Origin of the sequence: Embleya sp. NPDC056575 (genome assembly GCF_042793325.1) — a bacterium.
Taxonomy (GTDB): domain Bacteria; phylum Actinomycetota; class Actinomycetes; order Streptomycetales; family Streptomycetaceae; genus Embleya.
Map to the genome: position 1 here is coordinate 226,993 of NZ_JBHTVA010000002.1, position 26,628 is coordinate 253,620.

The following is a 26,628-nucleotide window of genomic DNA, read 5'->3' on the forward strand; positions in this document are numbered from 1 at the left end:
GAACAGTCCTCTGCGAAGGAGAACCCGTGCCCCTGTCACCCTCCGAACCGGCGGCGCAGATCGCCGAATCGGTATGCCCCGGCCACCCGGACAAGGTCGCCGACCAGGTGTCGGACAGCGTGTTGGACGCGTACGTCGCCGCGGATCCCCGCGCCCGCGTCAACTGCGAAGTACTGGTCACCCGGGGCGTCGTGGTGGTCACCGGACAGATCACCTCCACCGCCGATGTGGACGTCGAGGCCGTGGTCCGCGGTGTGCTGGCGGACGTCGGCTACCACGAGCCGGCGCGGCACGGCCTGAGCGCGAACACCAGTGGGATACAGCTGCTGCTGGACCGCCAGTCACCCGAGATCGCCCACCGCGTCGACCTGGGCGGGGCGGGCGATTCGGGCATCGTCTACGGCTACGCGACCGACGAGACACCCGAACACATGCCACTGGGCTGTGTTCTCGCGCACGACATCGCCCGCCGGGTCGCCGGCACCCGCGACGACGACGGCGCCCGACTCCTGGGACCGGACGGCAAGGTCCAGGTCCAGTTGACCGGCGAACCGGCGACCGGCGGGGAGGAAACGCTCCGAGCCGTGGTCGTGGTCTCGGCGCAACACCCGCAGACGCTCTCGCTGGACGACCTGACCGAGATGGTGACCGAGAAGCTCGTCGTGCCCGCGCTGCGGGACCGCGGCGTGCAGCCCGATCGGGTCTACGTGAACCCGGCGGGCACGTTCGTGGTGGGCGGTCCGTCCGCCGACGCCGGGCTCACGGGACGCAAGCTCATGGTGGACTCCTACGGCGGCCTGGTGCGACACGGGGGCGGCTGCTGTTCGGGCAAGGACGCCACCAAAGTCGACCGTTCGGGTGCCTACGTGGCCAGATACCTGGCGACCAACCTGGTCGCGGCGGGACTGGCCCGGCGCTGCCGGGTCGGGCTCGGATACGCCATCGGGCATCCCACACCCGTATGGGTGAACGTGGATTTCGCCGGTACCGGCGTCGTGGACGCGGCGGAGGTGGCCCAGGCGTTGCCGGACCTCGTGGACCTGCGGGTGGAGGCGGTGATCGAACGCCTGGAACTGCGCACGGCACGGTTCGGGCCGACCGCCACCTACGGCCACTACGGCCGTCCCGACCAGGACTTCACCTGGGACCGGACGGGATTGGTACCGGAGATACGGGAGCGTTTCGACCGCACCGGATGAGGCGGCCGGTGCTCGGCGGTCGCCGTACGAACCGGGTGGCCGGGTACTGCGGTCGGGTGTATGTCCACGTATGCCCGGCCGCCCGCGCCCCGCGTTGTGGAAGGCTGTCAGCCGCGTCGCGCTGGTCGGCCGCTTTCGCGGTGGTCGGCTTTCGACCCAACGCGCGACGCTTCGTCGTGCTCCATTGAACCCAAGGTGTGTTCCATGTCCATCGCATCCGCGGCACACGTGCTTTCACCGGCCGAACTGCGTAGCGTCTTCGAGCAGGACAAACAGGAAGAGCTGGTCGGCATCGAGATCGAGTCGGCCGCGTTGAACCCGCGTACGGCGGAGGCGATTCCGTACGAGGGCGAGACCGGAATCGGGGCCTACCTCGCCCATCTCGCGGCCGAGCCGGGCAACGAAGCCGTCCACGACTACGGCACGCTCGTCGGTGTCCGGCTGCCCGACGGCGGCCATGTCTCCCTGGAGCACGGCGGGGCCGTCGAGTATTCGTCGGCTCCCGCGGCGTGTGTCGCGGACCTGATGGGGGTCGTGCGCACGACCCTGGAACGGCTCGCCGCGGTCGCGGACCGATTCGGTTTCGCTCTCGTGCCGGGCGCGCAGTACCCGTGCACGGCCTTCGAGGACGTGCGGTGGATGCCGCACTCGCGTACGTCGCTGATGCGCGACCACTTCGCGAGCCTGGGGCGGGAAGGGGAGTGGGGTCCGCGGATCATGTCCATGATCGTGTCGACGCAGGTGTCGTTCGACTTCACCTCGCCCGACGATCTCGCGGACAAGCTCCGGGTCCAGGCCGCGGCCTCCACGCCGGCGGCCGCGCTGTTCGTCAACGCGCCGATGGACGCCGGAAAACCGAGTGGACTGTTGTCGCGCCGGATGCGCTTTTGGAGTCGTGCCGACCCGATCCGCACCCGCGTCGTCCCCGTGACGCTGCGGGAGGACTTCACCATCGACCTCTTCATCGACTGGGCCCTGGGCCTGCCGATGATGCACCGGGGCATGCCGGACGGAAGCCGCAAGCGCGTGCCCCCCGTGCCGTTCCGCACCCTGCTGGCCGAGGGCTTCGACGACGGCACCCGGCCGGGACCGCAGGACTGGCGCGACCATCTGTCGCAGATCTTTCCGGACGTGCGGCTTCGCGACACCCTGGAACTGCGCGCGGTGGACGGGCTCCCCTACGCGGACCTCGCCGCGGTACCCGCGTTCTGGAGCGGATTGACCTACCACGCGCCCACGCGCGCGGCCGTATGGGAACTGCTGCGCGACATCACCGCCGAGCAGCACCTCGTGGCTCTCGACGACATCGCCCGGCACGGCATGCGGGCGACCCTCGCCGGCCGCCCCGTGCGCGAAACGGCGGCCGAACTGCTCCGTCTGAGCAGGACGGGGCTGCGCGCCCGCGTCGACGCCGGCCTCGAACGCGCCGAAACGTTGTCGTACCTGGACCCACTCGAAGCGGTCGCCGCGACGGGCGAGACATTCGCCCACCGCACCCTCGCCCAGTGGCACCGAGACCCCATCGCCTTCCCGGCGAACTACGTCGCGACGCACCGCGTCCCGAGCGCGGGATGACGCCGGCGCGGGACGCGGGTTCGGTTCACCTTCCGGTCGTGACCATCGCGAGCAGAACGATGACGAGCAGCGCGATGTAGGCGATGGAGTGGACGCGGTCCGGGACGCGTCGGCCGATGCGCTTCACCAGGGCGATCGTGGGCAGCGAACCGCTGAGCAGGGCTGCGCAGGAGACCAGGTCGACGTAGCCGATTCGGCCCGTGTGTGTCGAGGAGGTGGCGGCGAGCGCGTACACGATGCTCGCGATCACGGCGACGGGAAGGCTCAGTGGGTTGGCCATCGCGGCCGCATCGGCCATGGGGAGGCCTCGGCGCCGCAGGAGCGGAACCGTCATGACGCTTCCGCCCACTCCCAGGCACGCGGCGACCGCGCCTATTCCGGTGCCGCCGAATGTGGTGGTGAGCCGTCCGAGGGGTGCCGGTCGTACCGTGTGTGCGGGTACGAGGAATCCCTTTCGCAACAGGCTGTCGATGATCGTCACGGCCAGATATGTGGCGAAGAGGAGGTGCAGCAGCGGACCTTCGACCCGGATGGCCGCGAGGGATCCGAGGCCGGCGCCGATCGCGACGAAGGCGGTCAGCGGCCAGATGTACTCCCGGCGGAGCCGCCCGTCGCGCAGTTGTACCAGGGTGGCGGTCAGTGCGTTCACGAGCATGACCGCCGTCGACGTCGCCACCGCGACATGCATCGCATCGGCGCCGGAATCCGCCGCGACGGTCCGGCAGCCGTAGACGACCGGGACGGTGATGAACCCGCCGCCGAAACCGAAGAGCACCGTCGTGACGCCGGTCAGGCAGCCGAACAGGAAGAGGACAAGGAAAAGGGTCGGCACTGCCAAAACGCTACGGGCGTCCGTTGCCGGCGGGCAATCGATCGTTCGCCATGTTCTTACGCGTAGCGGACAGGAGGGGGTAGCTTCGCCGTATGCGCAACATCCCCGTCGCGGAGGTGGACGACCTCGACCGTGCCGTGCTCGCCGTCGGCACCGACTATCCCCACGACCACCTGCTCCCGTTCCACGAGCATCGGCGGACCCAGTTCCTGTACGCCGTCACCGGCGTCATGCGGGTGGAGACGATCGACGGCACCTGGACCGTTCCGGCGGACCGCGCGGTGCTCGTCCCGCCCCTGACCGCTCACCGGGTCACCATGACGGGCGTCTCCACGCGCAGTCTCTACATCGAGCCGAGCGCCGTCCCGTGGTTTCCCACGCGCTGCCGCGTCGTCGACGTCTCCGCGTTGTTGCGGGAGCTCATCCTCGTCGCCGTCGACATGGAGCCCCGTTACCCCGACCACGGGCGCGATGCCGTCGTCATCGAACTGCTCCTCCACGAGATCAGAAACCTCACACCGCTTCCGCTCGATGTGCCGCTCCCCGCGGACCCGGGGCTGCGCCGGTTGTGCGACGCGTTTCTCCGCGAGCCCCATATCCACGACCCGCCGGCTCGCTGGGCGATCGCGCTCAATGTGAGTGAACGCACTCTCGGTCGTCGGTTTCGTGAGGGTACGGGCTTGAGTTTCACCCAGTGGCGACAGCGTGCCTGCGTCTTGCACTCCCTGCGGTACCTGGCGGAGGGAGTGCCGGTCTCCCGGGTCGCGAGCGCACTCGGCTACGAGAATCCCGCCGCTTTCACGACGGCGTTCAAGAACCTTCTCGGCCGCCCACCGACCGCGTACGGACCGGCGTGACGTCGGTCGGGTGCGGGCAGGGGGCGACGGGGCATGGGAACGCCCACGCCGCGCTCGGAGTCGTCAGCCGCCGACCGGATACCCGATAGAGCGCGTTTCGGCGTCGCCGCTGCCCGTGCCGGTCAGGATCGCGCCCGCGACGACGTCGAAGAGGTGATCGGCGCGTGGTGCGAGCGCGGGTTGGTCGCCGAGCCAGGCGAGCATGGCGACCAGCGCGAACAGGTCGTCGCCGTCGAGGTCGCCGCGCGCCGTGCCCGCCGCCTGGGCGCGGGTGAGGAGCCGCGCGCCGGCCGCGCGCAGGGTGACGCACGAGGCGTGGAGCGCGGATTCGGTGTCCGCGATGGCGGCTGCCATCAGTACGGTCACGCCCCGATACTCGGTGGTCCACGCGACGCAGTCGCGTACCCACGAGACGAGGGCCTCGTCGGGCGGGTTCGACGTCTCGGCGAGTGCGGCCGCCTGTGCGGTGAGTTCGTCGAAGTTCGTGCGGAGCAGGGCCTCCAGCAGCGCCTCGCGCGTCGGGAAGTGCCGCAGCAGCGTGGCGAGTCCGACGTCGGCCCGGCGCGCGATGTCGCGCATCGAGACGTCGATGCCCTCTTCGGTGATGGCGGTGCCCGCTACCGCGAGCAGGTGGTCGCGGTTCTTCCTGGCGTCGGCTCGCATGCGAGTTCGTCCCCCTTGACTATCCGGTTCAGTGGTCCATATATTCGGATCAGTGATCCACATATGCGGATCGCTGATCCGAATAAGCCTATCCCGCGACCCGGACAGGAGAAAACGATGCCGACACGCACGATGAGGGCGATCCGGCTCCACGCGCACGGCGGCCCCGAGGTGCTGCGGTACGAGGAGGTGCCGGTTCCCGAGCCGGGGCCGGGCGAGGTGCTCGTGCGTGTGCGGGCGGCCGGCATCAATCCGCCCGACTGGTACCTGCGCGACGGCATGTCCAACCTGCCCCCGGAGACGAGGCCGAAGTTCGACCTGCCCGTGATTCCGGGGACGGACCTGTCCGGCGTCGTCGAGGCCGTAGCCGCCGACGTGGACGGCTTCGCCGTCGGCGACGAGGTCTTCGGCCTCCTGCGCTTCCCCGGCTTCGACGGCCACACCTATGCCGAGTACGCGGTCGCGCCCGCGTCGGACCTCGCGCTCAAGCCGGCCGGCATCGACCACGTGCACGCCGCCGCGGTACCCATGGCCGGGCTCACCGCGTGGCAGTTCCTGATCGAGCTCGGACACGATCACCCGTCGCCGTTCCAGGCGGCGAGGCATCGCCCGGTACCGCTCGGCGCCGACGTGAAGGTGCTCGTCAACGGCGCCGCGGGCGGCGTGGGGCACTTCGCGCTACAGCTGGCGAAGTGGAAGGGCGCACGCGTCGTCGCGGTGGCATCGGGCGCGCACGAGTCGTTCCTGCGCGGGCTCGGCGCCGACGAGTTCATCGACTACACCAAGAGCCGACCCGAGGACCTCGTACACGACGTCGACCTCGTCCTCGACACCGTCGGCGGCCCCCACAGCAGCCGCCTCCTGCGTACGCTCAACCGCGGCGGCTCACAATTCCCGGTGTTCTTCGGCGAGTTCGACGAAGCGGAAATCGCCGAACTGGGCGTCACGGTCACGGCCACCCAGGTCCGCTCGAACGGCGCGCAACTCGCCGAACTGGGACGCCTGCTCGACGCGGGCACGGTCCGCGTCGCGATCGACAGCACGTTCACCCTCGCGGACGCCCGGGCGGCGCACGAACGCGCCGCCCGAGGGCACATCCGCGGCAAGATCGTACTCACGGTCCCCTGGGACGCGTATCCCGTCGAGACCGGCGGGAGCCCCGACTGAGGGCGTCGAGCCGGACCATCGACCACGCACACGAACTCATGGCGCCTTGGACACCTACGCCCCCGCCGCTCATCCGAAGGTCCGGCGTCGGCCCGGCCGCACCCGGCACCGAGGAAGCGGAAGGTCCCAGGTCACCCGTGCTGCCCGGGCCGGTAGTCGCCGGCGGGCGTTCCGACCATGACATTGCCGCGGTTGAAGGCGTTGATGACGGCGATCTGGGCGACCAGGTCGGCGAGTTGGTCCTCGTCGTAGTACTTGGCGGCGTTCGCCCAGACCTCGTCCGGGACGCCGCCCGCCGCGTCGGCGATGCGGGTGCCCTGTTCGGCCAGTTCCAGGGCGGCGCGTTCGGCATCGGTGAACACGGTGGCCTCCCGCCAGGCCACGACCAGGTTCAGCCGTACCGAGCTTTCCCCGGCGAGGGCGGCGTCCTTGGTGTGCATGTCGATGCATCCCGCGCAGCCGTTGATCTGACTGGCGCGGAGCATCACCAGTTCCCGCGTCGCGGCCGGCACCGTCGACTCCGCGAGCGCCTTGCCTGCCGCGATGAGGTGCTTCATGGCCTTGGCCGCGACGGGGCTGGTCATGAAGTTGAGCCGGGCGTTCATGGTGTGCTCCTTGTTGTCGTCCGCTGTTGCCCCTCTAAGACAGGGCCCAGCGGCGGCTTGTGACAGGAGCGGGTGTGACGTGCGTCTCTCGGTGCGGCCGGCGAGCACGACCGCCTATGCGAGTGTGAGCATCGCCTCGGTGACCTTGTCGACCGCCGCGTCGGGGATCGTGGTGGCGGCGTCGTCGAGGACGAGCAGTCGTGCTCCGGGGATCTCGCGCGCGATCGCCTCGCCGTTGCCGAGGGGGAAGAACGGGTCGCGGCGACCGTGGACGACGAGCGTGGGGACCTCGATCCCGGGCAGCCGCTCGCGCCAGCGGGGCCCGCAGTCGAGCCTGGAGAACACCATGCCCATCTGGTTGGCCATCTGGACCGGGGGTGCGGTGTCGGGCGTGCGGTCCCAGACGCGCGCGGCGATCGCGCGCGCGGCGACGGGGTCGTTGCCGAGGATCTCCGCGCCGCCGGCGGCGAATTCCGCGACCGCCTCGCGGTCGGCCCAATCGGGCATCGCCCGCGCGAACAGTCGACCCATCGTCGTCTGGTCGTGCTCGGGGAGGTCGTCGTCGGCCGGGCCGGGGGCGACCGCGCGCGTGCCGACCAGGGTGAGCGCCGAGAACGCGCTCGGATGGTCGAGTACGGCCACCTGGGCGACCATCCCGCCGACGCCGATCCCGGCGAGGTGCGCGGGCCCGCCGCCGAGCGCGTCGACGAGGGCCGCCGCGTCGGCGGCGAGGTCGCGCAGGGTGTAGGCGGGCGCCTCGGGGTCCTTCGTCGTCGACTCCCCGCTGTCGCGCAGGTCGTAGCGCACCACGCGGCGCCCGCCGGCGGCGAGGCGCTCGCACAGCGCGTCGGGCCAGGAGAGCATCGTGGTCCCGCCCGCGAGCAGGACGAGCGGCGCGTCGTCGTCGCCGAACGACTCGATGCCCAGGTCGATTTCGTTGGCGTTCACAGCGGTCATCGGTTCACCCGGAGATGTCGTGGGAGAGGAGCGTGGTCAGCGTGATGCGGGTTCTACCAGGGCAGACCCGATCCGCCGGCCAAACTCATCGCTCACGCGTGTATGGCCTGCTGCGGTGGTGCACGAAATGGGGCGGCGAGGCGTCGCGGGCGCGGCGACGGTGCGGTTCGAGGATCGCGGCGCTCGACGCCGATCCCGAACCCGTCGCCCATGGCGACCGAGGTCCCGTCGGAGCGTGCTTCGGGTCGGTCGGGGGAGACGGGTTCGGGAGTGGGGCGACGGCTACTCGGTCAGACGCCCGCGACGGACTGGATCCAGGAGCGGTACGCGGTCACGTTCGTGTACGCGGTGGTGCTCTGTCGGTCGCTGGTGGAGGCGACGCCGACCTGAACGCCGTTCGCGTTCATCGGACCACCCGAGTCGCCGCCCGCGGTGATGCCGTTGCCGTAACCGGCGCAGATCGCCGAGCCGTTGTACGCGTCACGGCAACCGCCCGTGACCGTCACGTTGGCGACTTTCAGGAACTGCGACTGGCAGTTGATCTCCTGGCCGCACCGCGACGTCGCGCCCCAGCCGTAGACCTGGACGCTCTGACCCACCGTCACCGATCCGGGCTGCCCGAGTCGGGAGTAGGTCGCCGAGACGGAGCGGTCCAGGCGTACCAGGGCCAGGTCCGCCGACGGATTGGTGTAGGTCTGGGCGCCGTTGGCCACGGTGCCGCCGGAACTCTGGTCGAGGCTGCCGATCCGGAACGTCAACTGCCCACCGCTGACGCAGTGTTTGGCGGTCAGGATCCAGGTGGGGGCGATGATGGTCGAGGTACAGGTCTGCCTGCCGGCGGAGAACAGGCGGGCCGCCCATGGGGCGTTCTGCGCGTATCCGCCACCGATGATCGGCCGGGGACCTTCGGCCGACGTGTTCTCGTTGGAAACCTCCACCGGAGCGGGGGAGGCGGTGGCGGTGGAGGTGCCGCCGAGAGTGAGCACCATGAGCAATGCGGCCAAGAGGGTGGGGACGATCTTGGTTATTCGCAACGTTCCTCGTTTCCGACGACACGCGATATCTCACACGTGGGGTACAGGGGATACCAGGATCCCCAACGTCGGATTCCACGGGTAATAGCAATCTCCCCTTTTGGTGATGTTATGGCCAGGGAGGAAATCGCACCGGTGTCGGCCGGAGTTCCGTCGATCCGGCGGTTGTGGCTTCGGTCATGGCGGCCGTCGGCGTGGATGCGGATGATCCTGTGGAGCGCGATGTCCGTGCTCGACGCTCGACGGCGTGCGGATGGACGATTCGTACGCCGACACCGGCTCGCCGTCCGACCACACGACGCGGTGGATGGAACGGAGCACGACAGACGGGAAGCCCGACCCATCGTGAACTCGGCCCTCAAGTCGATCCTCGCCGCCCTCCTGGCGTCCGGCCTGCTCCTGGCGACGGCCGCCTGCCGACTTTCGGACAAGAAAGACGACAAGGACGAGAAGTACGTCACCGGCGCCGCGGACACCCGCCCGTACGAGGAGTGGCTCGCGGCACGCGCGGAGATACCGGCCGATCTCGCGCTCGCGGGACGGTTCCGCACCGTCCCGGGCCACGACCAGGCCAGGGGCGGGACCCGTGTACTGCGCTATCGCATACAGATCGAGGAGGGCCTGTCGATCGACGCCACATACTTCGCGCGCGCCGTGCACGAGACGCTCAACGACACACGCAGTTGGGGAGGCGACGGGACCATCGCCCTGGAACGGGTGGGTTCGGGCGACTCCGACTTCGTCGTGACCCTCGCCAGTACCGGAACCGTCAACACCTGGTGCGCCAAGGACGGCCTGGACACCGGCGAACAACGTGTCTCGTGCAACGTCGCCTCCACACGGCGCGTGATGATCAACGCGTGGCGGTGGGCGACGGGATCCACGACGTACGGCGACGACCTGGCGAACTACCGACGCATGCTGATCAACCACGAGGTCGGCCATCGCCTCGGCCACATGCACGAGACGTGTGACCGGTCGGGCGCCCCCGCGCCGGTGATGATGCAGCAGACGTTGACCCTCGTCACCGGCAGCGCGACGTGCTCGCCCAACCCGTGGCCCCACCCATGACCGGCATCGGGTGATTCATCCATCCGGAACCGTCTGCTTCCCGATGCGCAGGCCCCGAGATTGTCGGCCCCAGCCTCGCAGTCTCGCCACCTGAACCACTAGGCAACGGCGCGACACGAGCGGAGGATTGTCGGCGGGGTTGGTCAGCCCCGCCGGGGAACCGCACCCGTGGTGAACCGGATTTCGGGGCCTGTCGTTTCGACAGCGTCGTCGAAGCGTGGACAGGCTCCGAGCACCCGGCCGGGCAATGGCCCGAGCCTCATACTCGGAGGAACAGGTGACCGTCACTCATCACGGTGACAGGCTCAACGGCGAGCCTGTCACGATCGCGACATCCACCACACGGATCGCGTCGTGGCTGGAGGACATCGCGACGGTGGACCGGATCCACCACTACCTGGACGCGCAACTCCGGAACCGCACGACGGATCCGGGCGTCAGATCGCTGCGTGCGATGCGCCTGCACAACGACGAGGCGCAGGCCTCGATCCTCGCGGCCGTACGCGCCGGTGTCGACAGTGACGCCGGTGCCACCGCCGGCGGTGCCACGGACCCGACGGGCGCCGCGCTCGCACGGGAGGTGGGCGAGCACGCGTCGCGCTGGACGCACGCGCTGGCTCGCCTGATCGAGCACCCGGGATGGTTCGACCATCTCTGCGACGCGCTGATCGCGACCCACCAGGTCGTACGGGTCGGCCCCGCCAAACCCTGCGGTCGCTGCGGGAACGACGGCGAGCGGGTGGTGTACACCAGCCTGTACCCCGGCGTCATGGACCGGGTCACCGTGTCCTGCGACCCGTGTGGCCGAACCGCCCATCATCCCTACGGCGAACCCGGTCCCGAGATCGACGTCCGCCTGGTCGCCCGTGCGGGCTCCGCCGTCCTGGAGATCGCGACGGTCGCGGACCCGCGAGCCGTGGCCCCGACCGCGATGCACCTCCGGTTCGCTCCCGGTGACGTGGAGGGCGGCTCGGTGAAGCCGTCGCCCGGGGAGCACTTCCGGTTGGAACCGGGCGGACGTTCGACCACGACGATGGAACTGCCCGACGCCGTGGGAGTGGGCGCCCGGCTCGAAGTCCTGTGCGTCAGCGGTTTTCAGGTCTCGACCCGCGGCTTCGCGCTCCCGGGTCCGGCCGCAATCCCCCGCCCCCGCGCCGCGGTGTCCCGTCGCCGAGACGCCCGCAAGGTCGCGCCGAAGCGCGGTGCGGCGAGCACCGACCCGGCGGTCGCCGCCGTCTCGTCGAAGGTCTGACACCCGCCCCGCACCCCTTGACTCCCGCCCCCGCGGCGGCGGGAGTCAGGGGGTGCGGCCGATGAAGGCGAGCAGGCGGGTTTGTGCGTCGGTGTCCTCCGGGACCTCGACCCGGGGGCCGTAGTGGCCGCTGCCGCGCAGGACTTCGTCGAGCGGCAACATCCCTTCCAGGAGCCGGGCGCACATGGCCTGGTCCAGCCGCTCGTCCTGGCCGGTCGCCCGGGCCAGGTCCCAGGTGTGCATGAAGACGTCGACCGTATAGAACCGGTCGATCGCCTCGCTCAGCGGCAGTTCGCCGATATTCGGGTTCGCCAACACCTTGCCGGTGGTGGCGGGGTCGTCGAGGAGGGCGTGCACCGCCTCGTTGTGCACGGTCCAGGCGGCCTCCGGGTCGTCGTCCACCGGCGGCCCCTTCGGCAGTTCGATCCCGGCGCCCGATCGGAGAAACGCCGGGAACCACTCGACCAGATGGCGCACCACGTCCCGGGCGGTCCATCCCTCGCAGGGTGCCGGGTCGTCCCACGCGGCGGCCGGCACGCCGTGTACCCGCTCGGTGAACACACCCGCGACGCGCCGGTGTTCGGCCGCGGCGGCGGTTTCGGGCGGCGGGGTCGTCCCGTCGTGGTGCGGGTCGTTCGTGGCAGTCATGCTGCCGCCTCCTCGGTGCGGGATACGGAAGGGCGTCGCGTACACCTCACATCATCGACCCGGGGGCGGGGGAGCGCAGCTCTCGGCGACGACCGCCGGCGGACGTTCGGCGAGTTGGTGCAGGCGCAGGGCGAGTTGCAGTTCGAGTGCCTGCTGCGGCCCGTTCCAGTCCGGGCCCAGGAGGGCTTCGACGCGGTCCAGGCGTTGTACGACCGTGTTCACGTGGATGTGCAGTTCGTCCTTGGCCCTGGTCAGGCTGCCGCCGCACGCGAAGTAGACCCGAAGCGTGCGCACCAGTTCGGTGCCGCGCCGCGCGTCGTACGCCAGCAGGGGGCCCAACGCGTCGCCGACGAACGTGTCGACGTCCTGCCGGCCGCCGAGTACGACGCCCAGGAACCCCAGTTCCGCGGCGCACGCGCCGTCGCCGGTGCGGCCCAGCACGATCAGGGCGCGCACGCAGCGGGCCGCCTCGGCGTGGGCCGCGGCGATGCCACGCGCACCGCCGGCGGGACCCGCCGCGGCGACGGTGACCGGCGCTCCGGTACGCACCCCCAGCCGGCTCGCGGCACGTCGGGCCGCCTCGCCGGGCGGCGTGCCGTCGTCGGGCAGGAGCAACACCGTGGACCCGGCGTGCTGCGCGGTGACGCCGCTGCCCGCGAAAAGGTATTGCCGGGCGCGCGCCGCGAGCCGCTCCCGGCCCGACGTCGCGGTGTCGGCGACGAGGACCAGGTGGGGGCGGTCGAGGTCGATCCCGGAACGCCGTGCCCGGGCCGACAGCGTCACGGGATCGCGGTCGGGATCGGTCAGCAGGTCGGCCAGCAACTCGCCGCGGACCCGGTTCTCCGTCTCCGCGACCGAGCGGCGCAGCAGCAGCAGGAGCGCGGCCACGACGCCGGCCCGCTCGAAGACGTGCCGGTCGGCGTCGTCGAGATCGGCGCGACGCAGCACCAGGCTGCCGAGCGCCTCGGGCCCGGCCAGGACGGCGCAGACCCACCCGCCGCGCCACGCCACCGCGCGTCCGAGCGCGTGCGACTCCTCGGCGGCGCGGACCAGTTCGGCGTCGCCGAGCGGGGTGGAGCCGTCGTCCGTCGTGGTGCCGGTCAGGTCCAGGCCGGCGGTGTCGTGAATGGCGACCGCCCCGCCGAGGAGTTCGGCGACCGCGGCGGCCACGTCCGGCAGGTCGCCGCCGCGCAGCACCAGGTCGGTGAGTTTGTCGTGCGCCTCCTCGGCGCGCTGCACCGCGTTGGCGTGGGCCCGGATCACGGTGTTCGCCCCGGCCAGTTCCGCGAGCGCCGCACGCGTGTCGGCCATGGCGCGCGCGGTGTCGATGGCGATGGCGGCGTGGGTGGCCAGCGAACTCATCAGCGCCACTTCGTCGCCGCCGAACGTGCGCGGCGCCCGGTCGGCCGCCATCAGGACACCGACGACCTTGCCCCCGTCGCCACGCGTTGAACCCAGCAGGAGGGGCACGCCGAGGATGGCGACCAGTCCCTCGTCGAGTACTCCCTCGTCGACCCGGTCGACGTGCCGGAACCGGGTGTCCGTGCGGTAGTCGGGGGTCGCGTACGGCCGTGCGGTCTGTGCGACGAGGCCGCCGAGGCCGTCGCCGAGCCCCAGGCGCAGGGCCTGGAAGATCGGGGAGACCGATCCGTCGGTCACCCGCATGTAGGTGTCGCCGGCCTCTTCGTCGGGCAGGGTGAGGTACGCGGTGTCGGTGCCCAGCAACATGCGCGCCCGTCGGACGATCGAGCGCAGCACCGAGTCCAGGTCGCGCAGTGCCGCCAGGTCGCTCGCGGTGTCGAACAGCGCGGTCAACTCCCGCTCCCGGCGCCGGTGTTCACGCAGCGTGCCGCGGATGCGCAGGGCCTTCGCCGTGGCGTCGTCGAGGTCCGCGAGGTCACCGGGCGCGGCACCGGCCGCGCGGGCCCGCGCGGCCGGTGCCCGGAAGTCCTCGGCGGGCGCGTCCGCGGAGAGGAGGTCGAGGAGATCCCGGGCGAACCGCGCGGGCCCCCCGGGGTGTTGCTCTGCCATGGTGGTCCGTCCATCCGCCGAGGTGGTGGCAGGGAAGGGATGTGTGCGCCACCGTAGGCGTCCCCGCCGAGGCAGGACATGGTGCCACGGGACACGACTCGGCAACGATGAGTATGGGCCGGCACCATGACGAGCACGGCGGTGTGCCGGGCGCGGCGCCGACGCGACCGCGACGCGCGAGTCAGTGCGCGGTCCAGCCGCCGTCCAGGACGAAGGACGTTCCGGTGACGTGGCGGGCGTGTGGTCCGCACAGGTACAGGGCCGCCGCGGCGACCTCCTCGGGCTCGATCAGCCGTTTGATCGCCGTGCGTTCCAGCAGGATGTCGCGGACGACGTCGTCGGCGGGGATCCCGTGCGCGGCGGCCTGGGCGGCGATCTGGCCCTCGATCAGCGGCGTGCGGACATAGCCGGGGCAGACGCAGTTGCTGGTCACCCCGTGCGGGGCGCCCTCCAGGGCGGCGACCTTGCTGAGTCCCTCCAGGGCGTGCTTGGCGCTCACATACGCCGACTTGAACGCGCTCGCCCGCAGACCGTGTACCGAGGAGATGTTGACGACGCGCCCCCAGTTCCGCGCGTACATGTGCGGCAGGACGCGGCGCATGATGCGAAAGGGCGCCTCCACCATCACCTTGTGGATGAGGGTGAACCGTTCGAGGGGGAACTCCTGGATCGGCGCCACGTGTTGCAGACCGGCGTTGTTGACCACGATGTCGACCCGGGTCGGCAGGGCGTCCACGGCGTCCGGATCGGCCAGATCGGTCCCGTGCGCGGTGCCGCCGATCTCCTCGGCGACCGCCTCGGCCGCGTCGGCCGTGATGTCCACGACGTGCACGTGTGCGCCGGCGGCGGCGAACGCGAGGGCGCAGGCGCGTCCGATCCCGCTCGCCGCCCCGGTCACCAAAGCGACGCGTCCGGCGAGGAAGGGGCCGTCGGGGGGAGTGGGCGAGAGGTTGCCGGTGATCGCACTGGTTGCCATGGCCATATCGTAGGAAAGGCGAGCCTGCGGGCACATGGAGTCCGTCGCCATAGTCGCGGGGTCCGTCGTGGGCCGAGGCGCCATGTCGGGCCTGCGGATGCGGCGGTGACGCCGGGCGCGTGTCGGGCGGTCGAGGCCACGGCCGCGGGTCACCACGTGCCGATGTCGCCGTCGTCGACGTCGTCGTTCCAGGCCACGGTGCGGTTCGACGGCGGGTTCGTGCCGTGTTCGACCCAGTCTTCGAGGGCCTTGAACACGGTGCGGTACGCGGGCAGGAGCGGACGCAGCCGAGTGGGGAAGAGGTCGCAGAACCCGTCGACGTGGTTGCCGCCCTCGATGCGGTACTGACGGTGCAGCCGGCCACGACCGGCGGCGGCGACGAGGTCGGCGTAGCGGTCGGAGTGCAGCGTGATGGGCAGGAACGCGTCGAGGGTCCCGTGCAGGGAGAGCAGCGGCTTGCCGATCGCCCCGGTGAGCGCGACCCGGGCGACGGCCTCGTGTACGGCGCGGGGGCGGTTCGGGTAGTCGTAGTCGGCGTCGCTTCCCGTCTCGCCGGGGCCGGCGAAGGGGACGCCGGCGGGCGGTAGACCCGGGCCTGGGTGGTGCGGGTCGAAGACGGCCCGGTAGGTGCGTTGGGTGATATCCCAGTAGGTCCGGTGGTGGATGTCCCACAGGAACTGCGAGCCGGCCGGCAGCCCCGCGTCGATCAGCCGGGCCGCCGCGTCCGGATCACCGCCGTCCCGGTAGCGCGGGTAGTGGGCCAGGACCGTCGGCAGGTAGGTGAACAGGTTGGGTCCGTCGGCCGACCACAGCGGGCCCTCCCAGTCCACGCCGCCGTCGTACAGGTCCGGGTGCCGCTCCAGCTGAGCGCGTGTCAGGTAGCCGCCGTTGGAGATCCCGGTGACGTAGGTGCGGTGCGCCTCCGTGCCGTAGTGGCGGCGCACCACCAGGCGTGCGGCGACGGCGAGTTCGTACAGGCGCCGGGACCAGTCGACGAGCGCGTCGCCGGGGCGGTGCCCCGCGGTGTGGAAGTCGGGGCCGGAGTTGCCCTTGTCGGTGGCCGCGTAGGCATAGCCCGCGGCGAGCGCGCCGTCGGCGATGATGCGGTCGGTGGCGTATTGGCGGCGGATGCCCGGGGCGGCGGTGACGACCAGTTTGCCGTTCCAGTCGTCGGGGAGGCGCAGCACGAACTGCGCGTCGTGGTGCCAGCCGTGATGCGGATTCAGCCGGGTCTCGGCGGGGAAGCAGCCGTCGATCTGCACCCCCGGGACCGGATGTTCGGGCCGTGGGGTCCCGGACGCGTGCAGGTTTTCCCAGTCCGCGAGGACGGTGTGCGCCGTGACGGCGGTGCCGACGGTGGTCAAATCCGCGAGGCGCACGGCCTGTTGGCGTTCGGCTCCCGGCACGTGGACCGTGCGGCCGGTGTCGACGCGTACGGCGCGCGCGGCGCCGTCTTTTGTGGTGTCCGCCATCGCCGGCTCCTTCGGAGAGTGGTGGGATACGCCCGTACCGCGCGGGAGCGCCATGCCGGGGCGCCGGGCGCCGCGCCGGAGCGCCGTGCATCCGCACGACGGTACGGCCCCACCCGGACCTCGTCCATGGCGGCGAGCCCCACACGCCGGCGCCCGGGCATGGTCACGGAGCACACCGGCGCCGGATCGGCCGCCGGCGCACGGCGATCGCACCGGCGCACGGGCCGGTACGTCGTCGCCCGGTCGACCCCGGACCAGGGGTGTGACCCACACCTTCGGCCGCTTCTCATGTGGGTCGTCCTCATGGGCCCGGCCCGCGCGTCCCGCCTACCGTGTCGGGGCGGGCCGCTCCGGGCCCGCCGGGCGGAGGAGTTGACGATGGTGCGGAAGTCGGGCGGCTGGATTCTCGCGGTGTTGCTCGCGCTGCTGACCGGGCTCGTCGGAGCGCCGGCCGCCTCGGCCGCGGCGCCGGCGTACCTCACGATGGAGGCGAGCTACGGTTCGCCGGCCAACGGCTGGGAGCGCGTCGAGCGTTATCTCGACACCACCGCCGGTTTCCACCAGGAGCAGTATCCGCCGGACGGTCGCGGTGACCAGGACGGTCAGCGTCTGACCTTCTTCGGTGGGGTGAAGCAGCCGTATTCCGGGCGCTTCCTGCTCTACTCCGCGCCCGGCTGGAACAGCGGCGCACACCAGGTGCCGGTGCTGCTGGTGCACGGCGCCAACGACAACCCGGACCGGGCCTGGGCCAACCCGGGCGAGTCGGGCGGCTACGGGTGCGGGACGGCGTCCTGCCCGAACACCGGCCTGATGCAGTACCTCTCCACTCGGGGATACCGGGTCTTCGCCATCGGCTTCGCGCACAAGCAGGGCGACAACCTGATGCAGGCTCAGGAGGTGGGCGACGCGGTCGCGTTGATCCGCGCCCGGCTGGGCGTTCCCCAGGTGGACCTGGTCGGCTGGAGCAAGGGCGAGATGTCCACCCGGGCGTACGTCTCGTCGGTCAAGCCCTCCTGGGGGCGGCCGTACGCCGGCGATGTCCGGCGGCTGGTCACCCTGGGCGGCCCCAACGGCGGCTACGACTACCCCTTCGCACACGGCTGGGCGCACGATTTCAGCATCTGGCCGGAGTGCGGCGGCAAGGTCAACGCGCCCTCGCCGCACCTGCGCATGACGTGCTACGGGACGTATCAGGCACACCCGGAGTACGCGTTCGCCCCGACCGGCGGCTACGACGACTACCCGGGACAGCGGCAGATGTTGGCCCGCTGGGACGGTACGTACGGGGTCGACCAGAGCCAACAGGACTGGTACACCACGTATTACGGCGGCCAGGGGTTCTACACCGACGGCACCGGCATCCAACCCGCCATCGCCGCGGGCTCGTTGATCACCCCGCTGCACCAGGCCGGCATCCCCGCCCAGGTCCGCACCTTCCTGCTGGCCGGCGGTACACCGAGTGTCCTCGGCATCTTCAACGAGAACCGCGGACCCAGCGACGGCGTGGTCTTCGTCTCCAGTGCCCTGGACACCACCGGAGTCGGTACGGTCGGCGGGACCGCGCTGGTCGCCGGCGCCAACCACCTCGAACTCGGCTGGAACACCACGGTCGCGGCCAAGGTCGCCGGCTGGCTCGACTGAAGGAATCAAGGATGCTGCTGCCCACCATCGCCGCCGGTCGGATCGCGACCTCCCGGCTCACCGTCAACTGCCTGCAGATAGAGGGACGTTCCGGCGAGCCGGTGGTCTTCGTGCACGGCAACGTGTCGTCCTCGCTCTTTTGGCGACAGGCGATGCTCGAACTGCCCGCGCACTACCGGCCCATCGCGCTCGACCTGCGCGGCTTCGGCGACACCGACCCGCTTCCGGTGGACGCGACCCGCGGCCTGCGCGACTACAGCGACGATCTGAGCGCGCTGATCGAGGCGCTCGACCTGGGCCGGGTACACCTGGTCGGCTGGAGCCTGGGCGGAGGCGTGGTCCTGCAACAACTGCGGGACCACGCCCGGAGGTTGCGCTCGGTGACCCTGGTCAACCCGGTCTCGCCGTACGGGTTCGGCGGCACGCACGGGATCGACGGCCGGCTGAACAGCCCTGACGGTGCGGGCTCCGGCGGCGGCGCCGCGAACCCGGAGTTCGTACGGTTGCTGGCGGCCGGCGAAACCGGCGGGGAGTCACCGCTGTCGCCGCGCGCGGTGTTCGACGCGTGCTACGTCGATACGCCCGTGGAGCCGGCCGACCCCTTTGTCGCCTCGATGCTCACCACCCGGGTCGGCGACGACCACTACCCAGGCGACTCCCGCACCAGCGAGGCATGGCCGGGCCTGGCTCCGGGCGACCGGGGCGTGCTCAACTGCCTGGCGCCGACGCACTTTCGGATCGACGACCTGGAACTCGCCGAGGCCCGGCCCCCGGTGTTGTGGCTGCGGGGCTCCGCCGACGTGATCGTCTCGGACACCTCGCTCTTCGACCTTGCCCACCTGGGCGCACTGGGCGCCGTCCCCGGTTGGCCCGGCGCGGACCACTGCCCGGCCCAGCCGATGATCGCCCAGACCCGCGCCGTCCTGGCCCGCTACGCGGCGGCCGGCGGCCCGGTCCGAGAGGCGGTGATCGAGGGCGCGGGCCACAGCGTTCACATCGAGCGCCCGAAGGAGTTCCTGACGGAACTGCTACGGGTGCTCCACGAGGCCGCCCCCGAAACCCAGACCGGGTAACGCCGCGCGGGCGGGCGCGCGTTGCGCTTTCTCGTGGGCACGGGTCCCGCCGTGCCGGGCGTGGTCGCCCGGGGGCCGGATGTCACCTGTGTCCCCGGATTGTGCCGTTCCGGTAACAGCGGCCGGCGAGCGTGATTCGCGGCTTTAGGGTCGTGATCACAAGCACGGCGCCGCCGTCGGGTACCCGGCACCAGGGGGGTTACGGGTACCCGCGTCACGTACACGGCGGCGTCGTGGTCCGCGACAGACACCGAACTGGGGGGTTCACGGTGCGTATCACCATGCCGCGTCGCGCGGCGACCAAAGTTGTTGTACCGCTGACCGCGCTCGCGCTCTTCGGCCTTACGGCCTGCCAGAAGTCGGGCGGCGACGCCAAGGACGAGTCGTCCGCGTCCGCTTCGACATCCGCCGACAGCGGCAAGGGGGACGAGAACGCGACCCCGGCGACGGACCGGCAGTTGTCCGCCGTCCTCCTCGACGGCAAGGACATCCCCGCCGGATACGGCGGCGGCAAGGTGTCGAACGAACGGTCACCGGACAAGCCCGGCCAGGTGGTCGGCCCCGCCGAATGTGTGGCGCTCGGCAGCGGCGGCACGTCGCACCCGGTCGGCCACGCCGAGCGGTCGTACGCCATCGTTCCCGCGGACCCGGAGTCGGACGACTCGGTGCGGGTGAGCCTGTCCAGCGCGCCGCGCGATGTGCTGCGGAAGCAACTCGACGACGGCGTCAAGGCGCTGGGTTCCTGTGCGCACTACACACTCACCGAAGGCGGCGACGTCACGACCTTCGCCGTGACCGACGTCAAGGTCGGCGTGCGGGGCAAGGACAGCGTCTCGTACAAGGTCGCGGTTTCCCGCAACGGCCGACTGCTCGGCACCACCGTCAACACCCTGGTTCTCCGGGGCACCACCGGCCTCGCCGTCACGTCGTTCGCGACGCCGGGCAAGGGCGACCCCGCCGACACCGGCCCGTTCGTGAGCGCCCAGCTCTCCAGGCTCGACAAGATGCCTTCCGACACGGGGAGTTCGCCGTCCGAGCCGGCGCGGCCCACCGCCGAGAGCAGGACGATCCCGGCCGCCGACACACTGACGGCGGCGCTGCTCAACGCACAGGAGATCCCGGCGGAGTACACGGCCGAGGGCCCGGAACCCGCCACGCCCGAGGCCGCGCCCCGACTGTCCGACCCGCGGTGTGCACCGTTGCTGGACACCTCGCTGGACCAGCGCACCGCCGCGATTCAACAGAAGTATCGCAAGACGACCCTCGACGCGACCGTACAACCCACCGAGGGTGTGATCACCGAACTGTCGAGCGGCCGACACGCGGTACTGAAGCGGGAGTTCGACGCGTATGTCGCGGCGCTCAAGGTCTGCTCGTCGTTCTCCGAGACCAACGACGACGGCACGGTCGATCGGTACACGATCACCGAGGTCTCCGTCGGGCGCAACGGCCCGGACACCGTCGCGTTCCGGATGCGCGACGACCACCCTACGGACGGACGCCTGTACGCCTACCTCGTGGTCGCCGTGAAGGGCGACGTCGCCATGCAGATGGCGTCGTTCGCACAGGCCGGACCGGCCGAGGTGCCGTCCGCGATGATCACCGGCCAGTTGTCCAAGGTGGCCGAGATCGCGGGCTGACGACCCGTTGGGTGAGCCGAAATGCCCGGGCGGCGGGCCGTGAGGCGTTCGACCTCGTGGCCCGCCGCTCAGTCCGCGTAGCGAGCGGGGGTGGAGTCGCGGTGGGGTCGGAGAGGTTCGCGGCCGGCCACTTTCGGTAGGAGGCCATCCATGGGCTGTTCGGGCCGCCCGCACGGTAGTTCTCCAGGATCGCGTCGGTCCGACCCTCCTGTAGGCGCACCAGGCAGTCGAGATGGTTGTCGGAGAGGTCGACGATCGCACCGAGGTCGGCCTGTGCCGGCACGTCCACGGCCGTGGTGCCGGCGCCTACGCACACCCGCCGTCCGCGCAGCGACGCGTCGAATGCCCGCACGGGCGATCCCTTGGGTACCACGAGTTGCCGGCCGCTGCGGAAGTAGACGGTGGAGAAGGCCACTTCGGTCTTGCGTCGACACGTGATGGTCATCGTCCGCACCATCATCCGGCCGCCACTCTCACGGGTTGTAAGCCCATCGCCCGCCACGTCCTCTCCGTACGGCGCCTGTCGGAGGCGCCGCGCGCACGATCCGCACACGACCCCCGTTTCGATCGACACCATCGTCGCGTTCCGAGGGAAGGCAGGTGTGGGTATCTCCCCATGTGGCTTGCCGGTTCACGGCCGCTGTCCGTTCCATGGCGACATGGCGACTCGGCCGGGCCCCGGTCCGAGGTTCAGCCGGATCGGCTCGCCGGGGGAGTGGGACGCTCGGGCTGCGCGTTGTAGCCGGCGATGTCGCAGTGCAGCGGGCCCCACACGCCCGGCTTGCCGAGTTCGCGGAAGTTGACGTCGACGTCGGTGGCGGGTCGGCCGCCCGGAACGCGGGCGTTGGCCGCGGTGCAGGTGAGTTGGTGGATCGCGTCCACCGGCACGCGGCCTGCGTCGAGGGGCAGCGTGAGCGTGACGCCGCCGTCCCCGGTGTCGACGTCGACCCGGCCGGCCACCTCCGCCAGGGCGGTCGAGAACCCCCGCCGCTGTTCGGCCTCGGTCGGTCCCTCCAGAAGCAGCGCGATCGCCTGGCCGGGGTCGAGGGACGTGTCGGTGGGTCGGGACACGGCTTGGACACCGTCGGAGGTCGCGAAGAACAGGCGCGTGCGGTCGGGGACGGCGCCGACCTGGGGAACACCCCTGGCCGGGGGACCGACTCCGTGTGGCGTCGTGGTCGAGATGCCGCATCCGGCGACGAGGGCGGCCATGACGGCGGCGGTCACGGTGATGGCGAGCTTCACTGATCCTCCGGACGATGGGTGTCCGGCACGACGACCGGTGGTACGAGTGGGAGTTCGATGGTGAACACGGTGCCCTCGCCCGCGCTGGAGGCCGCGCGCAGGGTGCCGCCGTGCAGGTGGATGTTCTCGCGCGCGATGGCAAGTCCCAGACCGCTGCCGTCGGATCGGGTCCGAGCCGTATCGGCCTTGTAGAAGCGGTCGAAGATGTGCGCGAGTACGGCCGGATCCAGGCCCGGGCCGTGGTCGACGACATCGACGGCGATCCGGTCGTCGGCGCGGCGCAGCACGACCCGGACGGGGTCGCCGCCGTGCCGCAGCGCGTTGCCGACCAGGTTGGCGAGGGCGACGTCGAAGCGCCGAGGGTCCAGGACGACCCGGATTCCGTCGGGGAGTTCGGTGTCGACCCGATCGCTCCAGCCGCGGGCGCGCAGGGTTCGGCGTACCGAGCCGGCGACGTCGACCTCGTCGGTGTGCAGGATCGCGGCGCCCGCGTCGAAGCGGGAGATCTCCATGAGGTCGTCGACCATGCGCGCGAGTTTGCGGGTCTCCTCGGCCACCAGGCGCAGCGCCTCGGAGGTGTCGGGGTCCAGATGGGCGGTGTCCTCGTCGAGGACCTCGGTGACGGCGACCATCGCCGCGAGGGGGGTGCGCAGTTCGTGCGAGACGTCGGCGGCGAACCGGCGGGCGCCTGCTTCGAGGCGGCGCAGTTCGGTGGCGTCGCGTTCGATGGTGTCGGCCATGGTGTTGAACGTCGTGGTCAGGTCCGCGAGTTCGTCGTTGCCGCGGACGGGGATGCGGGTGTCGAGGTCGCCCTCGGTGATCCGGTGGGCTCCCGCGCGCAGCCGCCGTACCGGGCGCAGCACGTGTGCGGCGGCGACGAGCGCCGGGACCAGGGCGAGCGCGACGGCGGGGATCGCGCCGTAGCGGGCCGCGGTGACCAGGGCGTGGATGTCGGCCTGTTCGCTGCGCAGGGGCATTTCGGCGTACACCACGATCCGGGTGGGGGTGCTCTCGGGCCCCGCGTGGAGGATCGGCATGCCGACGACCAGCCACGGGCCGCCGGGCCGCGCGACGCGCTGGGCCACCGCGCCGTTCTTCCGCAACACCGCGGATCGCAGGGCGGCGGTGATCGCGCCCGGATCGCCCGGCGCCTCGGCGGGGACGAGCGGGCCGTCCTGGTACGACACGTGCGTGCGCCAGTTGCGCGGGGTGCCCGCGCGGTTGAGCAGTACGGTCAGCTCCAGCAGGTTCTCGGCACTGGGCGGATACGCCAGATCGGGCGCGCGCGAGTCGAGTTGGGCACGCAGTTCGTCGGTCGCGGCGTCCTCGGTGCGGTCGAGGATCGCATCGCGGGCCTTGTCGAACGTCAGCGCGGAGGTGATCAGCGCGCTGAACGCGGCGACCAGGAGAAACGCGACGATCAGCCGCGGGCGCAGGCCCCGCAGCGACAACCGGCGTCCGCGAGCGCGCGGCGACTCGGGCGTGGGACGCGCGGTGGCGGCGGAGGACGCGGTCACAGCGGACCGAAGCGGTAACCGAATCCGCGAACCGTCTGCACGTAGCGGGGGCGGCGCGGGTCGTCCTCGACCTTCCCGCGCAGGCGCAACACGCACGCGTCGACCAGTCGGGCGTCGCCGGCGTAGCTGTGCTCCCAGACCCGTTCGAGGAGGACGTCGCGGCTGTACACGCGCCCGGAGGAGGCGGACAGGTACAGCAGCAGCTTGAGTTCGGAGGGCGCGAGCGTGAGTTCGGTTCCGTTCTTGGACACGATGAGCGCGGCCCGGTCGATCGTCAGGTCGCCGTACCGGTCGACCCGGGGCACGATCGCATCCGCGGCGATGCCGTCGTCGGGGTCGGCGGGAACGGCGCGGCGCAGGGCCGCCTTGACGCGGGCGCCCAGGACCTCGCCGCCGGCCGGTTTGACGACGTAGTCGTCCGCGCCCGCCTCCAGGCCGATCACGACGTCCATGTCGTCGCCGCGCGCGGTGAGGATGATGATCGGGAGTTGGTGTCGCTCCCGGATCCGGCGGCACACCTCCAGGCCGTTCATGCCCGGCAGCATCAGGTCCAGCAGGACGAGGTCGGGGCGAAAGTCCTCCAGCGTGGCGAGTCCGGCCTCCCCGGTGGGCGCGACGGCGACCTCGTGGCCGCGTCGCCGCAGTGCGATGGCGACGCCTCTTTGGACCGCGGGGTCGTCTTCGATAAGCAATACGCGTGGCATGGTGGTGACAATTCCCTGCTGAGTCGTCCCGACGGATCATATGGATTATCTGGCAGTCGGCGGTGCCCTTCGACTTTACGACGGATTCCGGCGTATCGAACCCGGCGCCTGTTCGTACAGCTCAGAGCCTCGTTGACCACCATATGGTCCCGGGATGACGGCTCCGTGCGGGATATGTGACGAGACGATGACAGCCTCCGGTTTCGATACCCGAACGTGTTTGGCTCGGCGAGCAGTCGAACCAACCAGGGATATCGAGACAGGGAATACCCATGACGATTGGTGGAATACGTCGCGGCGACATGGCGAAGGGCGTGGGTACGGCAATGGCCCTCGTGGTGACCGCGGCGGCGCTCGCGAGTTGCGCCGGCGGCTCCGACACACCGGCGAGGCAACGCGTCGGCGACACCCACCAGGCGGCCCGCCCGGTGCCGGGCGCCGCCGATGCCGAAACGCCGGCCGACCCGCGCTCGACGCAGAGCGGCAAGGTCGATCCATCGATCTCGCGGCACTCGGAGGACGGCGGCAAGTCGGTCGTCCTCACCCTCGACGACGGCCCGGACGCCGTGTGGACGCCCCGCTTCCTGGATCTGCTGAAGAAGCACAACGCCAAGGCCGTGTTCTGTGTCCTGGGACCCGCCGCCAAGGCCAACCCCGAACTGCTCGGAAAGATCGTCGACGCCGGCCACCGCCTGTGCAACCACTCGGTGCATCACGACACCGGCATGGACAAGAAGCCCGTCGAATACCAGACGCAGGAAATCCTCGACGCCAAGAACATGATCGACCAGGCGTCGGGAGGCCGACGCATCTGGTACTACCGCGCCCCCGGTGGCGCGTTCACCCCGGAAAGCCGCCGGGTCGCCGCCGATCACGGCATGCGGCCCCTCGGTTGGAACGTCGACCCGAGCGACTACCAGCGCCCCGGAGTCGAAACCATCGTCACGCGCGTCCAACAACAGCTGGCCAAGGGTCCCACCGTTTTGATGCACGACGGGGGCGGCAATCGCGAACAGTCCTTCCAGGCACTCGAGAAGCTCCTGGCGTGGTTCGACGAGCAGGGATACCGGTACAGCTTCCCGCAATCGTGAACCCGCTTCGATCGCCGGGCGACCGGCCGGCCGCCTGCGCGGTCGGCCGGTCTTCTCTACCCGGAACCGTCAAGATCCGTCGGTCAGTTGAGTGACGTCCACCGAGTCCGCCCCGCTGTGGGGCTCCGGCACGACCGCCCACAGGACCGCCATCGCGGCGAACGTGGCCACCAGGGCGACGGCCCCGGTGCGGCCACGCGCCCACCGGGCCCGGAAACGGATCGGATCCTCCACCAGGAGCTTGGAAAGCACGGCGGCGGCGACGGAAACGACCACGATGACGGCCGTGCGACCCCAGCCCGCGAAGCCGAGGCGATCCTCGTCCAGCAGCAGGTAGATCGGCCAGTGCCACAGGTAGAGGCTGTACGAGATCAGACCGGTCCAGCGCGCCGCGGCGCAGCCCAGGACCCGGCCGACGGGACTGCCGGGCGCCCGGGTGAGGCACGAGACGAGGACGGCGGCGGCCAGCGCGTGCAGGAACATTCCCCCCTGGAACAGGGACGGGGAATCCTCTCCGTCGGCCAGGACCCAGTACGTGCCGATGCCGCACACCAGGGCGAGCGAGATCCATCCTGCCGGGCGCTCGCCCAGTCGGGCCACCGCGCGAGTGGCCGGACCGGTGACCATCAGCGCGCCCAGGAGCAGGGAGAAGGCGCGCGTGTCGGTGCCTTCGTACACCCGGGTGCTGTCGATCGGATCGGCGAGGCGGAGCATCAGGGCGAGCGAGGCGAGGGCCCCCGTCGCCGCGACGACGGCGACGTTGCGGCCCGCATGCCCGCCTCGGGCCGCCAGGACCAGGAGCAGCGGCCAGAACAGATAGAACTGCTCCTCGACGGCGATGCTCCACAGATGACTGAAGACGCGGGTGTCGCCGGAGTTCCAATAGCCCATTCGGTCCGCGATGAAGTGCCAGTTGGCGAGATTCGCCACCACCCAGGGGCCGTCGTCGAGCGCGTTGCGGAGCAGCGCGGGTGAGCCGAACGCCCATACCGACAGCAGGGTGCCGGACACCATGGCGGCGAGCGCGGGCAGGAGGCGGCGGGCCCGGCGGCCCCAGAACGCGACGAGGTCGATGCGGCCGTTGCGGGCCGCCGCCTCCTTGAGCAGCAGTCCGGTGATCAGGTACCCGGACAACACGAAGAACAGGTCGACGCCCAGGAAGCCGCCGCCGAAGTTTCCGGCGTGAAAGAGCAGTACCGCCGCGACGGCCACACCGCGCAGACCGTCCAGTGGTCCGATGTGTGCTCCGGCGGAAGTGGGCGGACTCGTGGCTGTCGCGGGCGGCGTGGGTGTCACGGGCGTTGCGGACGGCGTGGAAACCCGCCGATGGGTACGCCGAGGGGAAGTCTGCGCAGGCATGGGGTGGTTCTCCGAAGAA

At 71.0% G+C, this 26,628-nt stretch carries 24 protein-coding genes; 10 read left to right on the forward strand and 14 right to left on the reverse strand.

Annotation, left to right across the window (positions count from 1 at the left end; translation table 11 throughout):
• Positions 1 to 26: 26 nt before the first annotated feature.
• On the forward strand, positions 27 to 1,199 hold the full coding sequence (metK, locus tag ACFRCG_RS02285) for a methionine adenosyltransferase (RefSeq protein WP_380027815.1): 1,173 nt from the start codon (positions 27 to 29) through the stop codon (positions 1,197 to 1,199).
• 204 nt (positions 1,200 to 1,403) lie between these two features.
• Entirely contained in the window at positions 1,404 to 2,774 is a 1,371-nt protein-coding gene (locus ACFRCG_RS02290; RefSeq protein ID WP_380027817.1) for a glutamate-cysteine ligase family protein, read from the forward strand.
• A gap of 25 nt (positions 2,775 to 2,799) precedes the next feature.
• Here ACFRCG_RS02290 and ACFRCG_RS02295 read toward each other — a convergent pair whose 3' ends face one another.
• Positions 2,800 to 3,606: a sulfite exporter TauE/SafE family protein gene (locus ACFRCG_RS02295; protein WP_380027820.1), complete on the reverse strand. Its 807-nt coding sequence runs from the start codon at positions 3,604 to 3,606 to the stop codon at positions 2,800 to 2,802.
• Positions 3,607 to 3,698: 92 nt separating this feature from the next.
• Between ACFRCG_RS02295 and ACFRCG_RS02300 the strand changes: the two genes are divergently transcribed.
• A complete protein-coding gene (locus ACFRCG_RS02300; RefSeq protein ID WP_380027822.1) occupies positions 3,699 to 4,463 on the forward strand; it encodes an AraC family transcriptional regulator in 765 nt (254 codons plus the stop codon).
• A 63-nt stretch (positions 4,464 to 4,526) separates the two neighbouring features.
• Here ACFRCG_RS02300 and ACFRCG_RS02305 read toward each other — a convergent pair whose 3' ends face one another.
• A complete protein-coding gene (locus ACFRCG_RS02305) occupies positions 4,527 to 5,126 on the reverse strand; it encodes a TetR/AcrR family transcriptional regulator (RefSeq protein ID WP_380027825.1) in 600 nt (199 codons plus the stop codon).
• 117 nt (positions 5,127 to 5,243) lie between these two features.
• Here ACFRCG_RS02305 and ACFRCG_RS02310 point away from each other — a divergent pair, with 117 nt between their 5' ends.
• On the forward strand, positions 5,244 to 6,293 hold the full coding sequence (locus tag ACFRCG_RS02310) for an NADP-dependent oxidoreductase (RefSeq protein ID WP_380027827.1): 1,050 nt from the start codon (positions 5,244 to 5,246) through the stop codon (positions 6,291 to 6,293).
• A gap of 131 nt (positions 6,294 to 6,424) precedes the next feature.
• Here ACFRCG_RS02310 and ACFRCG_RS02315 read toward each other — a convergent pair whose 3' ends face one another.
• From ACFRCG_RS02315 to ACFRCG_RS02325, 3 genes are all read right to left on the reverse strand, one after another.
• A complete protein-coding gene (locus tag ACFRCG_RS02315) occupies positions 6,425 to 6,898 on the reverse strand; it encodes a carboxymuconolactone decarboxylase family protein (protein ID WP_380027828.1) in 474 nt (157 codons plus the stop codon).
• Between the two features lie 114 nt (positions 6,899 to 7,012).
• Positions 7,013 to 7,855 carry an alpha/beta fold hydrolase gene (locus tag ACFRCG_RS02320; RefSeq protein WP_380027830.1) on the reverse strand — a complete coding sequence of 281 codons (843 nt, stop codon included), beginning with the start codon at positions 7,853 to 7,855 and terminating at the stop codon, positions 7,013 to 7,015.
• A gap of 290 nt (positions 7,856 to 8,145) precedes the next feature.
• The gene (locus tag ACFRCG_RS02325) at positions 8,146 to 8,889 is read right to left on the reverse strand and encodes a S1 family peptidase (RefSeq protein WP_380027832.1); all 744 of its coding nucleotides are present in this window, start codon (positions 8,887 to 8,889) and stop codon (positions 8,146 to 8,148) included.
• Between the two features lie 345 nt (positions 8,890 to 9,234).
• On the opposite strand from ACFRCG_RS02325, the gene ACFRCG_RS02330 reads away from it, so the two are divergent.
• Positions 9,235 to 9,960: a DUF3152 domain-containing protein gene (locus tag ACFRCG_RS02330; protein ID WP_380027834.1), complete on the forward strand. Its 726-nt coding sequence runs from the start codon at positions 9,235 to 9,237 to the stop codon at positions 9,958 to 9,960.
• A 277-nt stretch (positions 9,961 to 10,237) separates the two neighbouring features.
• Positions 10,238 to 11,212 (forward strand): hypothetical protein, encoded by a 975-nt coding sequence (locus ACFRCG_RS02335; protein ID WP_380027836.1) that lies wholly within the window; start codon positions 10,238 to 10,240, stop codon positions 11,210 to 11,212.
• A 45-nt stretch (positions 11,213 to 11,257) separates the two neighbouring features.
• Here ACFRCG_RS02335 and ACFRCG_RS02340 read toward each other — a convergent pair whose 3' ends face one another.
• From ACFRCG_RS02340 to ACFRCG_RS02355, 4 genes are all read right to left on the reverse strand, one after another.
• Positions 11,258 to 11,860 (reverse strand): TIGR03086 family metal-binding protein, encoded by a 603-nt coding sequence (locus ACFRCG_RS02340; RefSeq protein WP_380027839.1) that lies wholly within the window; start codon positions 11,858 to 11,860, stop codon positions 11,258 to 11,260.
• Positions 11,861 to 11,911: 51 nt separating this feature from the next.
• Complete coding sequence (locus ACFRCG_RS02345; protein ID WP_380027841.1) at positions 11,912 to 13,891, reverse strand: helix-turn-helix domain-containing protein; 1,980 nt, start codon at positions 13,889 to 13,891, stop codon at positions 11,912 to 11,914.
• A 181-nt stretch (positions 13,892 to 14,072) separates the two neighbouring features.
• Entirely contained in the window at positions 14,073 to 14,867 is a 795-nt protein-coding gene (locus ACFRCG_RS02350; protein WP_380027843.1) for a 3-hydroxybutyrate dehydrogenase, read from the reverse strand.
• A gap of 149 nt (positions 14,868 to 15,016) precedes the next feature.
• Complete coding sequence (locus ACFRCG_RS02355) at positions 15,017 to 16,339, reverse strand: tannase/feruloyl esterase family alpha/beta hydrolase (RefSeq protein WP_380027846.1); 1,323 nt, start codon at positions 16,337 to 16,339, stop codon at positions 15,017 to 15,019.
• Positions 16,340 to 16,717: 378 nt separating this feature from the next.
• Here ACFRCG_RS02355 and ACFRCG_RS02360 point away from each other — a divergent pair, with 378 nt between their 5' ends.
• The 3 genes from ACFRCG_RS02360 (at position 16,718) to ACFRCG_RS02370 (ending at position 20,693) form a co-directional block, all read left to right on the forward strand.
• Positions 16,718 to 17,980, forward strand: a complete 1,263-nt coding sequence (locus ACFRCG_RS02360) for an esterase/lipase family protein (RefSeq protein ID WP_380027848.1) — start codon at positions 16,718 to 16,720, stop codon at positions 17,978 to 17,980.
• A gap of 11 nt (positions 17,981 to 17,991) precedes the next feature.
• Complete coding sequence (locus tag ACFRCG_RS02365) at positions 17,992 to 19,053, forward strand: alpha/beta fold hydrolase (RefSeq protein WP_380027851.1); 1,062 nt, start codon at positions 17,992 to 17,994, stop codon at positions 19,051 to 19,053.
• Positions 19,054 to 19,322: 269 nt separating this feature from the next.
• A complete protein-coding gene (locus tag ACFRCG_RS02370) occupies positions 19,323 to 20,693 on the forward strand; it encodes a hypothetical protein (protein WP_380027853.1) in 1,371 nt (456 codons plus the stop codon).
• Here the strand turns inward: ACFRCG_RS02370 and ACFRCG_RS02375 are convergent.
• From ACFRCG_RS02375 to ACFRCG_RS02390, 4 genes are all read right to left on the reverse strand, one after another.
• Positions 20,653 to 21,138 (reverse strand): hypothetical protein, encoded by a 486-nt coding sequence (locus ACFRCG_RS02375; RefSeq protein WP_380027855.1) that lies wholly within the window; start codon positions 21,136 to 21,138, stop codon positions 20,653 to 20,655. The two genes, ACFRCG_RS02370 and ACFRCG_RS02375, sit on opposite strands and share 41 nt — an antisense overlap.
• 245 nt (positions 21,139 to 21,383) lie before the next feature.
• Positions 21,384 to 21,938: a hypothetical protein gene (locus ACFRCG_RS02380; RefSeq protein WP_380027857.1), complete on the reverse strand. Its 555-nt coding sequence runs from the start codon at positions 21,936 to 21,938 to the stop codon at positions 21,384 to 21,386.
• Entirely contained in the window at positions 21,935 to 23,455 is a 1,521-nt protein-coding gene (locus ACFRCG_RS02385) for an ATP-binding protein (RefSeq protein ID WP_380027859.1), read from the reverse strand. The genes ACFRCG_RS02380 and ACFRCG_RS02385 overlap by 4 nt, the downstream gene beginning before the upstream one ends.
• Positions 23,452 to 24,159, reverse strand: a complete 708-nt coding sequence (locus ACFRCG_RS02390; protein WP_380027862.1) for a response regulator — start codon at positions 24,157 to 24,159, stop codon at positions 23,452 to 23,454. The genes ACFRCG_RS02385 and ACFRCG_RS02390 overlap by 4 nt, the downstream gene beginning before the upstream one ends.
• A gap of 272 nt (positions 24,160 to 24,431) precedes the next feature.
• Here ACFRCG_RS02390 and ACFRCG_RS02395 point away from each other — a divergent pair, with 272 nt between their 5' ends.
• On the forward strand, positions 24,432 to 25,250 hold the full coding sequence (locus ACFRCG_RS02395) for a polysaccharide deacetylase family protein (RefSeq protein ID WP_380027864.1): 819 nt from the start codon (positions 24,432 to 24,434) through the stop codon (positions 25,248 to 25,250).
• Positions 25,251 to 25,319: 69 nt separating this feature from the next.
• Here the strand turns inward: ACFRCG_RS02395 and ACFRCG_RS02400 are convergent, their stop codons facing one another.
• Positions 25,320 to 26,609, reverse strand: a complete 1,290-nt coding sequence (locus ACFRCG_RS02400) for an acyltransferase family protein (protein WP_380027866.1) — start codon at positions 26,607 to 26,609, stop codon at positions 25,320 to 25,322.
• Positions 26,610 to 26,628 lie beyond the last annotated feature (19 nt).

Bases quoted from the DNA above. Each gene is read 5' to 3' on its own strand.
- ACFRCG_RS02290 (WP_380027817.1), top strand. From the start codon at position 1,404: ATGTCCATCGCATCCGCGGCACACGTGCTTTCACCGGCCGAACTGCGT.
- ACFRCG_RS02300 (WP_380027822.1), top strand. From the start codon at position 3,699: ATGCGCAACATCCCCGTCGCGGAGGTGGACGACCTCGACCGTGCCGTG.
- ACFRCG_RS02305 (WP_380027825.1), bottom strand. From the start codon at position 5,126: ATGCGAGCCGACGCCAGGAAGAACCGCGACCACCTGCTCGCGGTAGCG.
- ACFRCG_RS02310 (WP_380027827.1), top strand. From the start codon at position 5,244: ATGCCGACACGCACGATGAGGGCGATCCGGCTCCACGCGCACGGCGGC.
- ACFRCG_RS02315 (WP_380027828.1), bottom strand. From the start codon at position 6,898: ATGAACGCCCGGCTCAACTTCATGACCAGCCCCGTCGCGGCCAAGGCC.
- ACFRCG_RS02320 (WP_380027830.1), bottom strand. From the start codon at position 7,855: ATGACCGCTGTGAACGCCAACGAAATCGACCTGGGCATCGAGTCGTTC.
- ACFRCG_RS02340 (WP_380027839.1), bottom strand. From the start codon at position 11,860: ATGACTGCCACGAACGACCCGCACCACGACGGGACGACCCCGCCGCCC.
- ACFRCG_RS02345 (WP_380027841.1), bottom strand. From the start codon at position 13,891: ATGGCAGAGCAACACCCCGGGGGGCCCGCGCGGTTCGCCCGGGATCTC.
- ACFRCG_RS02350 (WP_380027843.1), bottom strand. From the start codon at position 14,867: ATGGCAACCAGTGCGATCACCGGCAACCTCTCGCCCACTCCCCCCGAC.
- ACFRCG_RS02355 (WP_380027846.1), bottom strand. From the start codon at position 16,339: ATGGCGGACACCACAAAAGACGGCGCCGCGCGCGCCGTACGCGTCGAC.
- ACFRCG_RS02360 (WP_380027848.1), top strand. From the start codon at position 16,718: ATGGTGCGGAAGTCGGGCGGCTGGATTCTCGCGGTGTTGCTCGCGCTG.
- ACFRCG_RS02365 (WP_380027851.1), top strand. From the start codon at position 17,992: ATGCTGCTGCCCACCATCGCCGCCGGTCGGATCGCGACCTCCCGGCTC.
- ACFRCG_RS02375 (WP_380027855.1), bottom strand. From the start codon at position 21,138: ATGACCATCACGTGTCGACGCAAGACCGAAGTGGCCTTCTCCACCGTC.
- ACFRCG_RS02390 (WP_380027862.1), bottom strand. From the start codon at position 24,159: ATGCCACGCGTATTGCTTATCGAAGACGACCCCGCGGTCCAAAGAGGC.
- ACFRCG_RS02395 (WP_380027864.1), top strand. From the start codon at position 24,432: ATGACGATTGGTGGAATACGTCGCGGCGACATGGCGAAGGGCGTGGGT.
- ACFRCG_RS02400 (WP_380027866.1), bottom strand. From the start codon at position 26,609: ATGCCTGCGCAGACTTCCCCTCGGCGTACCCATCGGCGGGTTTCCACG.